This is a genomic window from Coriobacteriia bacterium, from assembly GCA_018368455.1.
Taxonomy (GTDB): domain Bacteria; phylum Actinomycetota; class Coriobacteriia; order Coriobacteriales; family UMGS124; genus JAGZEG01.
In genome coordinates this window covers 1-15704 of the sequence record JAGZEG010000003.1, presented here as the reverse complement: position 1 = coordinate 15704, position 15704 = coordinate 1, and the positions used below count along the sequence as shown (strand labels likewise).

Genomic DNA, 15704 nt, shown 5'->3' with positions numbered 1-15704 from the left:
GCAAAAACCCTACCGATCGCCCCAGCTCTTCTGGGCGGACGTCATAACCCACACAAAGCCCGGGAGCAGCACGAACGTCGCGGCCGTCCCCACAGGTATCCCGTAACCCACGAACGGGATGAACGACACGATGACGCGGCACAGCGCAATGACCAGCGCGCCGAGCAGCGCGTTACCGACAAGCTGCCGGCCGAACTCCGCCCCGTACAGCGCCCGAGAGAGATAGGGCACGACGAGAGACGCCATCCCGACGCCGCCGACGAGCGTCTGCCCCACGAGCAACATGACCGAGCCAGCGGCGAGCGCCAGAGCCCGCAGCGGACGCACGCGAATGCCGAGAAGCCGCGCGTCCTCGTCGGGAAACGACAGGCTGTTCATGCGGAAGCGCAGGGCAACGACCGGCACGAGCGACACAAGCGCGCCGATGCCCAGAAACGCGAGCGTAAACGGGGAGGCGTCGACGACGAGTGCCGCGTCGAGGTCGTAATACGCGCTCCACTCGGCGTCGGTGAACTTGTAGTTCACGACGTAGCTCGTAACGGTGCCGACGAGCGACGAGACGATCGTCGCCACGAGCAGCACGTCGACCAAGTCGAGGCCGCGGCGCCTACCGCAGGCGAGCTTGCCCAGCCCCAGCACGATGGCGAGCACGGCGATGCCGCCGACGAACGCAAACAGGTAGCGCTCCGCCGTGCGATACGTCGCCTGATAGCCAAAGACGGCCACGAGGGCGACGATGCCCGCCGTCGCGCCGCTCGAGACGCCCAGCAGCCCCGGCCCCGCGATGGGATTGCGGAAGACCACCTGGTAAAGCATGCCAGCGATGGCGAGAAGCGCGCCGCAGCCCACGGAGATGACCGTGTAGGTGACGCGCGTGATGACCTCGTCGTACATGGGATACGTCGCCAAGATGACGGGACGCTCCAGCGCAAGGGAGGGCTGGAACAACACGCCGACGTTGAGCTTGAACCAGCCGGCGTAGCAGCCAAGCACGTCGGCGGGGCTGTAGAGCAGACCCTGCGTCGAGACGCCCTGGCACAGCGAGACGAGCGTCACGAGCACGAGCGCGCCCAGCAGCGCAAAGTTGATGCGCCGCACGCGCGCACGCCCTGCGCGGAGCAGCTGCGCGCTGCGCGCCATAGAGACGCGCCCGGCCTTCGCATCACATCCAGTCGCCATGGCCCCGCCCCCTCTGCCGTATCGCGACCACGAGGAACACGAGGCCGCCGATGATGCTCGTGTATACGCCGACCGTCGTGACCGAGCCCGTCTCGAACAACGTCGTGCAGAAGTACGCCAGCACGAGAAAGCCCGCGCCCGCCAACGCCGAGGCGGGCACGAGATAGCGCAGGTCCGGCCCCACGACGCGGCGCATCAGGTGCGGCACGATGAAGCCGATCATGCCGACCTGGCCGCAGAACGCCACGATGACGCCCGTCAGGGCCGTGCACGCGATGACGGTGATCCACTGCGTGCGCTGTGTCGCAATACCCATCGTGCGCGCCTCGTCGGTGCCCAGAGCCAGCGCGTTGAGCCGCGCGCACCGCCGCATCACAATGGCGAGCACGACGAGCAGAGGCACGCCGACGAGCAGGACGTCAACGGGCCGGAACGTGTTGGCGAACGACTGGACCTGAAGGTTGCGCAGGATCTCGGCGCGCGGGTCGCTCGTCTCGACGTAGTAGTACTGCGCCAGGCCCACGCCCGCCCCGATGACGGCGCTGAGAACCTGGCCGACGATGACCATGACGAGGCTGCTGACGCGTCCGCGCCCCGCGACGGTCGAGATGCCGATAACGAGCGCAACGACGACGATACCGCACGCCAGGGCGCACAGCGCCATGCCATAGTTGCGCCAGACGTACTCGAGGGGGCTCAGCTGCGCCAGCTTGGCGGAGATCTGCGCCATGTTGAGACCCGACAGCGCAAGGCTGCTTCCCGTGCCCATAAACAGCAGCACGTAGAGGATGCGCCCCAGGTTGCACCCCGTCATGACGCCGAGCGTCGAGGGCGAGGCCAGCGCGTTTTTGAGCGACCCCTGAAACACAGCGCCCGCCAGGCCCAGACCCGCACCCGCCAGCGCCACAACGAGGTAGCGCCACGTGACGTGGTCCATGGAGTAGTCGCCGCCCTGCAGCGTAACGAGCGACACGAGGCCGCCGACGCGGTGCTGCAGCTCGGCCATCCACTGGGGCAGCGCCATGCCGCGCATGTTCGGCGAGAACCAGCCCGGCGGGATGACGAGCGCGCCCAGCAGGAGCAGCGCCACGATGAGCGCGATGACGAGCAGGGTGCGGCCTCGCGGGTCGGCAGTGCGCTCGGGCCGTTTGTCGCGCTGCGCCCGAGACGTAGGCTGCGCGACAGGCGCGGTCTGCGACGAAGCGCCCGGTTTGTTGAGACGAAGGGACATCGTGCTAGCTCACCCGCCCCTCGTGCAGCTGATCCAGGTCGTCTTCGCTCAACTCGTAGCCGTAGAACTCCCCGTAGAGCTTTGCGGCCTCCTCGTCGAGAGCCGTGAAGTCAACCTCGTCGACCGTCACGACGCCGTCCTCGTCGGAAGCCGCCGCGTCGTAGAAGTCATCCGTCCAAAACGCCAGCAAGAACGACTCGACCGAGCCGGCAACCCAGTCGCAGTACAGGCCGTTGCCGACAGTGGCAACCTCATAGGGAGCCTCGTCCTGGGAGGTGCGCACCTGGCCGATGGACTCGGTGCCGCCCTGCTCGAGCGGGGAGCCCGTCTGGCCGATGAACGAGCGAATGAGCACGCCGTCGGTGTTGCGCGGGCCGACGCCCGACTCCTGCAGCGCTGCGCCGACGCTGTAGTCATAGGCCGCATAGAGGCCCTGCTGGGTCTGCGTGCCCTCGTCGCGCGCCTCGCGCAGCGCCTCGGCCTGCTCCTGCGTCGTGCACAGCACGTAGCGGAAGTCGTCGGCACCCAGCGTCGTCTCGAACGTCGACTCGCGGTTCACGATGGCGGGAGCACCGACGAGGCACTGGCTCCAGCCGTAGCTCGTGTCACCGAAGTCCGACGTCGCAAGGTAGCCGTCGACGAGCATGGGGTCGAGCATGGACATGTTGAACTGCCACACGTAGTAGTCGCCGCTCTTCTTGCCGGCCATCTTTGGGACGGGGAACTGCGCCGCGTTGTTGTTGACGCCGCCCACGGACAGGTAGTAGTTGGCCGGCGACCAGCCATAGCCCGCCGTCGCGATAGCCAGGCCCTCGTCGGTCCACAGGCCGGCGTCGTACGTGGCATTGGCATCCCAGTCCGTCACGAGCACCGTCCAGTTCGACGTGCCGTTTGAGCCGTGCTTCTCGCCGGAATAGTCGACGTCGTTGTAGGTGGTGAGCCCGCCGTTCTCGTCGATGAGCGACTCGATGTCCTGGCCCAGGTACGTGTCGATGTAGCTCGTGGCGCTCGCGCCGGCGTCGCGGCCCGACACCGTGTGTTGGGCCAGCGTGTCGCCCAGCCAGCGCACGAGCTCCTTGAGATCGCGCACGCTGTCGAGGCGCGGCGCGGACTCGACGTTGATGCCGGCGTCCAGCAGCTGCTGGCGCTGGTCCTCCGTCAGCAGGTCAACACCGTCGGGCACGAGCACCATATCGGGGTCGGCCGCGAGCAGCGCGTCGAAGTCAACGCTGTACGTACCCGCCGCCTCGTCGTAGCTCCACACCTGGCTGACCGCGCCCAGATCCCACGACTTCCCGTCCGAGGAGCCTGAAAACACGCGCTGCACGCCCTCGTCGGAGAGGAACGCGTTGTCGGAGGCGATGAGCGTACCGGGTCCGCCAAGCATGAGCGCGAGGTTGGCGTACTCGCCCACCGTCGCGACGCACTGGACGTTCTCCAGCGGGGCAAGCAGGCCGCCCGAGGCGTTGTAGACCTTCGGCGCGTCGTCGTGCATGCTGACGCCGCGCACGGGCGTGTCGCTCTCCTCCTCGCCGGCGTCCTCCTCGTTCTCGCCGGTCTGCGGCGACCAGTCGAAGCCGCCGAACGACAGGTCGCTCTGCTGGTCCTGCTGCTCGTCGGAGAGCTCGTCGGGCTCGTCGGGGAACAGCGGCGCCGTGCGCTGCTCGCCGGAGTTCTCGTCGTAGAGCACGCGGTCGACCTCGTCGGTCACCGTGGCAGGCACGCCGAAGACGGGCACCTGCTCCTCCTTGCGGTCAAACGCGGCGCTGCTCATGTCGTCGCTGCTCTGTGACAGGTCGCGGCGGCTGTCAGCGCCGGCCGAGTAGGCGTAGTTGCGCCCGGCAGCCTGCTCGTCAACGATGGGCGCGTCCTGCGTGTAGACGATCTGCGTGAGCTCGTCGCTCGGGCGGCAGCCGACGATGGCAAGCGTCAGCGTCGCGCTGGCCAGGGCGGCCCCGGCCAGCGCGACGACGCGGCGGCGCGTGCTGTGGCGGTAGGGTGCCATGCGCCCCTCTCCTAGCGGGCGTCGAGGGCCGCGGCGTCCTCGTCGGAGACGACGGAGGAAGAGCCGATGACCGTTGCGTTGGCGACCTGGCCTGCACGGGCGCTCACGACCTGCGTGGTCGCGTCGCCGGCGAACAGCACGACGGCGTGGCTGCGCCCGGCCAGCGCCGCCGCGCCCGCGCCCAGGTCGAGGCGGTCGGAGGAAAGCAGCACGGCGCCGTCCAGGCCCATGCCCTGCCCCAGCGCGTACTCGACGAAGGCGGCGTCGATTGCGGCCGCCCCGTCACCGCTCACCGCCTGCACCGACAGACCCGCGCCCGTCAGCGAGGGCGTCGCGGCGTCGGCGAGGCTCTGCGAGCCCACGACGACGGCCTTCGTGACGCCGGCCTTGCCCAGCGCGTCGAGCTGCGCCTGGCTCACGCCGCTGGCGCTGTCGGCCAGGATGACGGGGTAGCCGTTGGCGTAGGCGTACGACGAGACGGCACACGCGCTGGCCACGTCGTCGGTCGCGATAACGAGACAGGTGTCACCCCAGGTCACGCCCAGCGTCGGCGCGAGGCTCACGACGCGCGACGCCGTGTCGGGCGCGTCAGAGCCCGCGATGCGATACACCTTCTCGACGTTGTATAGCTCGCCGGCAGCCTGCTCCACTTCGGAAGAGACAGCCGACGTGCCACCGACGATGACGACGTTGAGCGCGCCGATGCGGTCGATCTCGTCGGCGGCGGCCTGCGTCAGCTCGCCGGCGTCGGTCTGCAGCACGGGGCCGCCCAGCGCTCCGGCCAGCGCGCTGGCGACGTAGACGTCGGAGAGGTGGTCGGAGCCTCCGGCCACCAGGATGGCCCAGTCGCAAGGCTCCTCGGCGTCGGAGGCGTTGGCGAAGCTCGCCTGCGAGGCCTGCTGCATCGCGCCCGTCCAGTCGTCGGCCTCAATGCGCGTGGCCGAGCTCTGCACGCCGACGAGCGTGAACCACGTCGAGCAGCTGCCCGTGTAGCTACCCTTGCCCGTCGCGACCATCTGGTAGGACGTATTGGCCTCGAGCGAGCCGGCATCCACCGGGTTACCGTCGCCGTCGGCGTAGGAGAGCTCGTAGTCCTCCCCCGCCTTGAGCGTCGAGCCGTCTGCGGCGTACAGCGTCACGTCAGGGCCGTCGGCGACCTGCTCGGCCGTCAGCATCGGCAGGCCATCGGCGCCTGTCGCGCCGTTGATGGCCAGGCCGGCCGGCGTGAGGTCGCTCGCCTGTGCGGGGAACGTGTAGTAGGAGTCGTCGATGGGGTCGCTCACCGGGATGCCGTCGTAGCTCCACGCGCCCGTCTGGAAGTTGTCCTGCTCAAGGAACTCAGCCGTGCCGTTGTTGACCTCGTACAGCGGCGTGCCAGCCTTGACAACGGCATAGCCCGTGCTGTTCTGCCCCGCATAGGCGTCGTCGGCGTTGGCGTACTGGCGCACCGTGTAGTAGATGGCGGCGTTGGGCGCGTCGTCAAAGCCAACCGTGCCGAACGAGAAGCGGTCGACCGTGTAGTTGCCCTGGCTGTCAACCACGAGCTTTTCGTTGTCGTAGTTCCACTTCTGGTCGTAGTAGATGACGGTCTGGATGCCCGTGCAGCCAAAGAACTCGTTGCCCGACTGCGTCACCTGCAGGCCGGACACGCCACCCTGGAACGTCACAACCTGCAGGTTCGTGTCAGCTTCGAAGGCATAGCGCCCGATGCGCTCCACGGTGGAGGTAAACGTCGGCAAATCGATGCGCGTCAAGGCGTCGCAGTGACCGAAGGCGTAGGAGCTCACGGAGTTGAGCGTGTCGCCCTCGAACGTCACGCTGCCGAGCTGCGTCTGGCCGTAGAACGCGTAGGAGTTGAGCAGGCTGAGCGAGGCAGGCAGGCTGACCTCGGTCAGGGCGGCGCGCGTGTCGGCGTTGTCCGTCGAGCCGGCTGTCTTGAGGATGGCAAACGCGCCGTCGCCGATCTCGGTGAGCTGGGCGTCGTCGGCAAACGTCAACGTGGCGAGGCTGTTGTTCGCAAAGAAGGCCAGTGCCCCGATGGAGGTGACCGACGCCGGGACGTCCAGGCCCGTGAGCTCGCGACAGAACTGGAAGGCGTTGTTGCCGATCTTCTGCAGGCCCTCGGGCAGTGTGAGCGTCTTGATCTGCGTGTTCTGGAAGGCGAACGGAGCGATCTGCGTCACGGCGTACTCGGTGCTGTCGTGCGTCACGCTCGCAGGAATCACGAGGTCGGTGACGGAGGCATCCTGCAGCGCGTCGCCCATCTGGTCGGCCGGAAGCTGCTTGCCCTCGCCGACGCACACCTGGGCGACGCCGTCCTTCGTCTGCAGCACGCCATAGAGCAAGCCACCCTCGACGAACGTCTCGGAGATGACCGCGTTCGACAAAGAGGAGCCGCCCTCGGAGGCCACGGAGCCGGCTGTGTCAACCTGCGCCGAGGAGGCCGCCGCAGCGTTCGACGCCTTGGAGTGCGCGACACTCGCGCCGTCGGAGGCCAGAGCCGCCGCCGGGCCGACGAGTGCGCCGGCAACGAGCGTTCCCAGGCACCCAGCCGCAACGAGCCGAGCCCTCGATCCGAACCACGCCTTCGCGTCGAACATGAGCGATCCGCCTTTCCGTCGTGTCAGTGAGCCGCCTCGCGCATGCGAGGATGCCAGTCGCCAATGACGGCCGGCATCCCGGGAGCTCGCAGTTCATGGGAGAGGGCGTCCGACCCCGACCGTGCCAAGAGGAGGGGGCGGCACGAGGCGAGGCCGGACGCCCGGGGAGGAGCTTAGAGGCCCAGGTTGCGGTTGCGGAAGTTGCCGTCCGCGTCCTTGATGGGCTCGAGGTTGGGATGCTCGGCCACGATCGCGTCAAGGTTGCCCGTCAGGTAGCTCATGCCGTCGTCGATGACCTGCTGGACGGCATCGCGGCGCTCGAGGTAGTACGCGCCGTCGTGCGCCAGCGTGTCGTCACCGACGAGCGTCATGTTCGCGCAGTTCAGCGCCATGACGTTGGCGAGATAGTCATCGGAGACGTGAGCGATCGTGCTGTAGAAGTAGCTGAGCAGATCGGTGCTCTTCAGGACCTCCGGGTAGGCGCAGCCCAGGTAGTTCAGGTAGTAGATGCACTTGTCGGCGTCGTAGCTGCCCGTGCCCACGTTGCTGGGCTGGACATAGATGCCCGTGGGGATCTCCGTCACGCCGGCGGCCGCGAAGGCGTCCTCGGCGTCGGCCTGCGACACGCCCGTCGCGCTGCGGCCGGTGTAGAAGATCATGTCGGCCTGCGCGAGCTCCTCGAGCGAGATCGTGATGCTGCCACCGGGGGCCTTCTTCACGCCACCGTCAGACTTGACGGCGCCGCCCTTGCCCTGGCCGCCCTTCTGGCCGCCCTGGCCCTGACCCTGGCCCTTGCCCGAGCCCTTGCCGGCGTCGCCTTCCTCGGACTCCACGGGACCCTGAGCGGTGTCGTGGGGCTCGCCGCCGTCAGCAAGGACGTAGGCGAGGTTGTCCGTGAGGTCCTGCAGCGCGAACTGCGGGGACTCGGCCTGAATGTTGGCGTTGCCCAGCTGGAAGCTCGGGTCGGCATAGGAGATGACAGCCGTCTTCGTGTCCTTGTCGACCGACGTCACGACGGCGATGGTCTTCTTCTCGACCGTGCCCTCGTCGATGGCCTTGAGGATGGAGGACTGGGCTCCCAGGAACAGCTCCTCGTACTGCTCGGCGATGGCGTAGGCGTCGTTGCCGTAGCGGGTGACCTTCGTGGGGTCGTCGGCCTTCACGCGCTCCACGACGTCTGCCATGTTGTAGAGGATGCCGGCCGTGCCACGGACAGAGCCCTGGTAGGCAGAGCTGCCCTCGAAGCCGTTCCAGCCGTCCATGACGTAGGGGCTGTACGTCTCGTCGCCCTCGACGTAGTTGTCAGCGCCGATGGAGCCGTCGTTGATGGCGTCGATGAGCGCCTGGTAGGCCGTCACGCCGCCGAGCTCCTCGGCCGTCTGGTTGCCGCCGACGATGAGGTCGGGACGGAAGTACAGCGAGTTAGCCGTGCCGCCGATGGCGATCGTCGTGTCGGCAGCCGTCGGCTGGCCCGAGACGACGAGGGCGATCTCGTCACGGTTGGCGGCGGACAGGCCCGAGTCCGGATTGACGTAGCTGTAGAACAGGTTGGACATGTAGACGTCAGGCTCGACGTTGGCCGGCGACGCGTAGGTGCCGAACAGGCCGCTCGTGCGGAAGGCATCGGCGGTGACCTCGCCGTCCTCCATGCCAAGCGGAGAGTTCGTCACGGTGTCGTCGATGCCGAGCCACAGGGGCAGGACGTTGTACGTGCCCTTGGCGGCGGCAAGCACATGCTGCGTCGCGATGGAGCCGTCGTCGTTGTACGTCTTGCCCGTGAGGACCGTCTGGGGGTCGGGCCACTTGACGTCGGTTGTGGCCTCGTCGGCGGTGGCCATGCCGGCACCCAGGCCGAGGCCGAGGCAACCCACGAGGGCGGCGGTGACGACGGCGCGACGGCCGAAGCACAGGCGAGCGGAGTTCGCGAAGCTCATAGCGATGACGACCTTTCTGTACGCATACGGAAGGACCGAATCCGCAGCGCCCCCGCAGCCGGGACTCGGGGAGGAGGGGTGAGGCCGGCTGCGAGGGCGCTGCGTCGTTGCAGATCCAACCGTAGCAAAGCCGTCGGCGTTCAGGTCATATTCAGGGGTACGAAAACGAGGGTCGGCAGTGTGATTCGCGAGTATGAGAGCGAGTATGAGAGATGGGTGGCACCTGTGGTCACCCTGGGGGCACCACACGGGGCGTTGACATCGTTTCCGCAGGTAAATCAAGGGTGGTTATGAGGGTGCGCGCCCAGGGGTTATCTTTGGAGCCGCCGTCCGGCCCGACGCGGGTCCGGCAAGCTACACGCTGTCCTTCCCGCGCCCCGCATCGCTCGTCACGTCGTCAGAGCCAAGCAGGGCATCGAGCTCCGCACGCGTGTGTATGCCGATCTTCGCGTAGATGTGAGCCATGTGCGTCTTGACTGTATTGCGCGAGACCATGAGCTCGTCGGCAATCTGTTGCGCGTTAAGCCCACGTGCGAGTACGTCGAGCAGGCCGCGCTCTCGTTCCGACAGACCGTAGCGCCACGCAAGCTCGTCGCGATGCCTCGCTGGCGATATCGCGTCAGGCGAGCACGCCAAGGGGTCAGGAGCGCCCTCGGAACCCGGCGACGGGGCGACGGGCACTACGAGGTGCGGCACCTCGCGCGCTACGGGCCCCGCAGCCAGCTCGGCACCGGCCTCCCGAAGAGGGTCATCGGCGTGCTCGGCAGACTTTGCTGGCGGCCCAACCGCAAGAAGGCTCGACTGGGCGGCGCCCCCTTGCTCCGAAGCGAGCCGTGCGTCCAAGACCGGGGCGCTGTCCCCCTCGTCGCGTAGCCCCGTCTCCGGGAGGCCGAGCGCGACGACACACAGCAGCATGAGGGCAATGCACAGCGTCGTCACCATCTGAAACGCCGGTCCCCCGACGCCGCCAGCAACCTGCATGCCCGCGCCACTCGCCCACCCCAGCAATAGGCAGGCCGTCAGCACGGCTATGCCCGACTCACTTGGGAACCGCCGCGAGTCGCGCCGGTCGTCGAGCATCATGACGCGGGCGAACAGCACGACGACGAGCAGAATGGAGCAGGCGCTCAGTGTGATAAGCACCGACTGCAGCACGTGCCACGCCAGGCTACCCGGCGCGTCCTCCACAAAGAGGAGCGGCGCCAGGGCAAGCAGGGACGCGGCGCACAGCAGCTGGAGCGCCAGCGGATACACGCGTCGCGGCAAACGCGCCAGGACGGCGGCGCAGACCAGCTCGCCAGCGAGCTGCATGAGAAAGACGACGGTGGGCGGGTCTGCTTCGACATAGATCACGTGACCGACGGCCGTATGAAAGCCGCACGTAAAGCCGATGGCGGCAAACAACAGGAGCAACAGCGGGCGAGCCAGAGGGCGCCGATCCGCCAGCCTGTCGGGCGGGAACGCGGCCCCCGTCGGCGCACCAGGTAGCGCAGGACGGCCCTGGGGCAGCAACCGCAGCGAGAGCGGCATCGCGACGAGTACGAACGCGACGGCGCCAAGCCCGTCCATGCGAGAGACCATAAGGCCGAGCGCGGAGCTTGCTGCCAGGATGCAGGAGGCGAAGAAGAGCAGGCTGCCAACGGAGACACGCGCCGCCAGCGCCTCGAACAGGAGCAGGGAGCGCCTCACGGCATAGGCGCCGCCGACGCCGGTGCCCACCCAGAGCACGGCCTGCAGCAGCATCGCAGGAGGCGTCAGCAGCACGGCAGCGACCGCCGGCACGGGGACAAGCAGCGCGCAGGCAAACAGGGCAAGCGATGGGAGCGTCCCTAGCACAAGCATGGAACGACGCCCGAGCTCGGGCCCGCGCTTCCCGCGGCGGCAGATAGCGACGATAGCGAGCAGGCCCGCGGTGAGACCGACGAGCACGTAGACCTGGACGAACCCGGGCACGCCAACGTCGACGCCGAGAAACACCAGGCTGAGCAGCCAAGCCCACGCCAAAACGGAGCCGGCGACCATCGGCACGCCCGAAAAGCCAAGCTGGCCCACCGTGGAGCGCCACGATGGGACCGATCCTCCCCTGCCTGCCACAGGCCCCTCCTCCCGGGCGGCTCTGCGCTCACCTTGGGCGAGTCACCCGAGAATGAGGCGATTGAGCAGCATGTCTATGCGAAAAGCCACCCCGCATCATACACAACGAGGTGGGCAGAGCATCTGATTTCCACACGACATGTGCCGGGAACCGACAGAACGAAACGAAGTTAGACGTTCACTACACCAAGCGGATCTCAAGGCGCTTTCCCAAACCGCGCGCTATCTTCGCGAGCGTGTCGATTGAAGGGTTTCCGTTACCGTTCTCGAGACGGCTGAGGTTGCCCTGGCGCATGCCAATGCGTTCGGCAAGCTCCTTCTGCGTCAGACCGGCCCTCTCTCGCTCGAATGCGATCTCCCGCATCACCGCCCGCTCTGGTGCCTGCTCTTCCCATTCCGCGCGAAACGCTGGGTCGTTGAGGTTCTCATCGAGATAATCCCTAAACGTGGTCATGCCTATTCATCCAGTCCTTTCTCAGTTGCTCAGCGCGCTCAAGCTCCGAGCGGGGCGTCTTCTGCGTCTTCTTCACGAACCCATGCGTAAGGACGGCCCGATCACCCATCATGAAAAAGTAGAGCACTCGTGTGATATTGGAACCCAGAACCGTTCGCAACTCGTAGATACCGTTGCCGAGATGCCGCGCATAGGGCATCGTGAGATGCGCACCGAGCTCCTCAAGCAACTCGATGCGACCGAGCACCTTGGCGCGCATCTTTGCATCGAGAGCATCAAGAAAAACACGGACAGGCTGGTGGCCATCGGTATCCTCGTAGAAAACAACCTCTATCATCTTGTCCCCCCAGAGTATATCACATATGATATGTTTTCTCATGTTTGATTTTCACATGCCTGGCATATTCCTCGTATGAGGATATTGCATGATCGGCAGCATCAACGGCATTCCAGCTCTCTCCTTACAAACTTGCAGTAGCGCGCCACTGACAGTCGGCAGGTCAGGCGGGCCTCCCGGCGAGTTGGGGATGCGTTTTGGGGTATAGGCATCTATAGTGAAGGCAGGAGCAGAGTTCGCCGGACCACGCGTTGCCGCGATCGCTCGACCGCGCCCACGCTGGTCGAGAAGGAGGTCTCGATGAACGCTTCCCACCCCGTGCGTCGTGCCGGCATCGCCGGCATCACCGCCGCGCTGTTAGCCAGCTCAGCGCTTTCGGTCGGGCTGAGCGCCCAGCCGGGCGTCGCCTGGGCAGACGAGGCGCCTGCGGCCGAGCAGGCCGCCGTGCCCCCCACGAGCCAGACAGCGCCCGTCACCGTGAACGGCACGCCGCTCTACGCGACGGAAGCCCCTGCCGAGCAAGGCGTCTCCGTGACGCTCGGCATCCCAGGCAGCTATGACGCGACCGGCGCGCAAGCCTTGCTCACCCGCATCAATGACATCCGTGCCGAAGCTGCTGCGGAAGGCATCGCCGTCGACGGCGTACCCGTCAGTGGCGCTCCCTTGCAGTGGTCGACCACCCTTGAGAATGTCGCCCAAACCCGCGCAGCCGAGGCCTCGCTCTCGTTTGCGCACGAACGTCCCAACGGGCTGGGGATGGTCGTCACGACGGCTGGCAACACGTTCGGCACCCAGATTCTGGCCGAGAACCTCGCCTTGAATACCAACGCGACAGCCGCCCTGGACGCCTGGTACGCAGAGAAGGACGCCTACCTCTCTTACCTGTCCACAGGCGAGCAGGCCGGCGAGTTCGAACACTACGTCGCCCTCATCTCCGACGCGTATGCAACAGTCGGCCTTGGCGCGTTTACGGCCAGCGCCCCGGCAGACGCAAGCTACACCGTGCCCGGCACCGTGCTTGCCGCCGAGTTTGGCCCGACCAGCGACGCTACGCCCTCTGAGGGTACTCCCGCCCCCATCGCCCGTCCCGACGGTGCCTGCATCCAGCAGGTCAACGTCAAGGTCGCTGACTACCTGAGCGCCACAATCAGTGGCGAGCCCTCGCTTCAGGCCGGCGGGACAACGCAGCTGTCCGTCAGCATCGCATCCGGCGCCAACGCGCTCGGCGGCACGAACCTCATCGCCGGCACCGTCACGTCGCTCGTCGCCAACCCGGCGTGGGCCACGGACAACGAGGCCGTCGCCACCGTGGACGCCATCGGCCTTGTGAGCGGCGTCGCTGCCGGTACGGCAAACGTCTCGTTCTCGAGCAACGGCACGACGCTCGCCACGCTGCCCCTGAGCGTCGAGGCGGCGCCTGTCACGATCACCGGCGTCACCTCACCTGCAGAGATCGTGACAGAAGCCGGCGCCGCCCCCGCCCTGCCGGACACGCTGACCGCCACGATGAGCGACGGGTCCACCACTGAAGTCCCTGTCTCCTGGGACGCCATCGACCCCAGCCTCTATAGCGGACGCGCCGGTGGAGCCTTCGACGTCTACGGCACGGCAGGGGGCTTCCCCGTCACCGCACACGTCGTCGTGAACGCCGCGACGCCCACCGGAGCCACCCTGGCAGTCCCCGGCGTCGAAGTACAGGCCGGCAACGCGCCCGAGCTGCCCGCAACAGCAACCGTCACCTGGAGCAACGGTGAGACCTCCGAGGAGCCTCTCGCATGGGACGCCTTGGACACGAATGCCTATCCCGAGGGCGGTACCGTCGAGCTCATCGGGTATGTCGGCGAGACAGGCCTCACCGTCACGTGCACCGTCACCATCACCGCACCAGCACCCACGCTCGTCATCGTGCCCGACGTGAACGGCTGGGACGCGACAGCCGCATCCGAAGCGCTCGCAAGTGCCGGCCTCGTCGCCAACGTCGTGGTCGGTGATCCTGCACTCAACGCCGAGCAGGTTGGCGTCGTCTACCAGGTCGACCCCACGGCCGGGGCCGAAGTCGAGCTCGGCAGCACTGTCACGCTGGTAGCGTACGGCGAGTATGTCCCGCCCGCCCCGACGACGGCCATCGTGCCTGACGTCACCGGCTGGGACGCGACGTCTGCCTCTGAGGCCATGGCAAGCGCCGGCCTCGTCGCGAGTGTCATAACCGGCGATCCTGCGCCGAGTGCCGAGCAAGTTGGCATCGTCTACCTGGTCGATCCCGCAGTCGGTACGGAAGTCGAGCTCGGCGGCACCGTCACGCTCACCGCATACGGCGAGTACGAGGCCCCCAAGCCCACGCCCGAATCCGTCTCCGCGCCAAAGGACGTCACAATCACCGCAGGCGAGACGCCGAAGCTCCCTGAGACCACCGTGGTCACGTGGAGCGATGGCTCCACGACAGAGGAGGCTGTGAGCTGGGAGAAGATCGACGCCAGCCGATATGAGCAGCCTGGAACGATCACGCTCAACGGCACAGTTGGCAACACTGATCTGACGGTTAAGATTAACGTTATTGTTGAACCCGCCCCCGAGCCCGAGCCCATCACGATCGCCGAGGTAAAACCGCTGCCTGACGTCACGACGCTCTCCGGCGTGGCACCTAAGCTGCCCGAAAGCGCCCAGGCAACGATGAGCGACGGATCTTCGGCGGAGCTGCCCATCACGTGGGAGCGCGTCGACCCGGCTCTCTATAGCGGTCGAGAGGCAAGCTCGTTCAAGGTTGCCGGCACCGTCGCCGACGAGCAAGGCGCGACAATGAACGTCACCGTTGGCGTCACGGTCGAAGGCGCCAGCGTCGAAAGCGTCGCCAACATCCCCGACGTCACGACGCAGCAGGGCGTTGAGCCCGAGCTGCCCGCGGGCGTCAAGGTCACCTGGAGCAACGGCGACATCACGGACGAGACCATCGAGTGGGACGGTGCCTCTCCCCTCGCATATGACGAGGTCGGCACCTATACGGTCACCGGAAGCATCCCGACGACAGGCTCCGAGGTAACGTGCGAAGTCACCGTCGTCGCCGCGTCCATCACCGGACAGGCCGATGCCGTCGAGGTCACAACGCCGTCCGGCACGGCCCCCGACCTGCCCAGCCGCATCAAGATGACGCTCGACACCGGTGACACCCGCGCCGTCGACGTCACGTGGAAGATGCCTGACAAGCAGGCATACTCGGCCCGCAACGGTGGGACGTTGGAGGTCGAGGGCACCGTCGAGGATTGGAACGGCATAGTCGTCGCCCACGTGACCGTCACGCCCGCCGCCATCGCGTCCGCCCCTGTGCTCGACAGCGTCACGACGCAGGCCGGCACCGCGCCCGAGCTGCCCGAAACCGCCTCCGTCATGTGGAGCAACGGCGATACCAGCAACGAGCCCGTAGCGTGGGACGAGATCGACCCGGAGCAGTATCTGGAGAGTGGCACGTTCGAGGTCAGTGGCGTCGTCGCGCCCGACCGCGCCGATAAGCGCACCGTCACCTGCAGCGTTACCGTCGAGTCGGCCTTCATCACGAGCGTCGATTCCCCCGCAGGAATTACGACGCCCGCTGGCACCGCGCCGACGCTTCCCGAAAAGCTCACGGCGCAGATGTCCAACGGCACGCAAGAAGACGTTCCCGTCACGTGGGATGCCGTAGAGGAGCAGGACTACTCCGTGCGTGAAGGCGGCACATTCGAGGTCAGCGGTTCCATTGAAGGATGGAATCATCCCGTCTCGATCAAGGTGACGGTGAGTCCCGCCACGATCTCCGGCGTCGAGGCACCCGCCCCCGCCACGGTCAAGCAGGGCGCCGCGCCAGAGCTGCCCAAGACCGTGAAGGCGACGTGGAGCAAC

At 67.0% G+C, this 15704-nt stretch carries 9 protein-coding genes; 1 reads left to right on the top strand and 8 read right to left on the bottom strand.

Annotated elements, in window-relative coordinates; all coding sequences use genetic code 11:
• Positions 1-9 precede the first annotated feature (9 nt).
• From KHZ24_02390 to KHZ24_02355, 8 genes are all read right to left on the bottom strand, one after another.
• Positions 10-1179 carry an iron ABC transporter permease gene (locus KHZ24_02390; GenBank protein ID MBS5450051.1) on the bottom strand — a complete coding sequence of 390 codons (1170 nt, stop codon included), beginning with the start codon at positions 1177-1179 and terminating at the stop codon, positions 10-12.
• Positions 1163-2410, bottom strand: coding sequence for an iron ABC transporter permease (locus tag KHZ24_02385; GenBank protein MBS5450050.1), 1248 nt, complete (start codon positions 2408-2410; stop codon positions 1163-1165). Before KHZ24_02385 ends, KHZ24_02390 begins: the two co-directional genes overlap by 17 nt.
• Positions 2411-2414: 4 nt before the next feature.
• A complete protein-coding gene (locus tag KHZ24_02380; protein ID MBS5450049.1) occupies positions 2415-4415 on the bottom strand; it encodes a hypothetical protein in 2001 nt (666 codons plus the stop codon).
• Between the two features lie 11 nt (positions 4416-4426).
• A complete protein-coding gene (locus KHZ24_02375) occupies positions 4427-7015 on the bottom strand; it encodes a leucine-rich repeat protein (GenBank protein ID MBS5450048.1) in 2589 nt (862 codons plus the stop codon).
• A 173-nt stretch (positions 7016-7188) separates the two neighbouring features.
• Positions 7189-8949, bottom strand: coding sequence for a hypothetical protein (locus tag KHZ24_02370; GenBank protein MBS5450047.1), 1761 nt, complete (start codon positions 8947-8949; stop codon positions 7189-7191).
• Between the two features lie 354 nt (positions 8950-9303).
• Positions 9304-11043 (bottom strand): hypothetical protein, encoded by a 1740-nt coding sequence (locus tag KHZ24_02365; protein MBS5450046.1) that lies wholly within the window; start codon positions 11041-11043, stop codon positions 9304-9306.
• A gap of 181 nt (positions 11044-11224) precedes the next feature.
• The gene (locus KHZ24_02360; protein MBS5450045.1) at positions 11225-11497 is read right to left on the bottom strand and encodes a helix-turn-helix transcriptional regulator; all 273 of its coding nucleotides are present in this window, start codon (positions 11495-11497) and stop codon (positions 11225-11227) included.
• Positions 11484-11834 carry a type II toxin-antitoxin system RelE/ParE family toxin gene (locus KHZ24_02355; protein MBS5450044.1) on the bottom strand — a complete coding sequence of 117 codons (351 nt, stop codon included), beginning with the start codon at positions 11832-11834 and terminating at the stop codon, positions 11484-11486. The genes KHZ24_02360 and KHZ24_02355 overlap by 14 nt, the downstream gene beginning before the upstream one ends.
• 300 nt (positions 11835-12134) lie before the next feature.
• Here KHZ24_02355 and KHZ24_02350 point away from each other — a divergent pair.
• Positions 12135-15704: Ig-like domain-containing protein (locus tag KHZ24_02350; GenBank protein MBS5450043.1), on the top strand; the 3570-nt coding region annotated here is incomplete at its 3' end.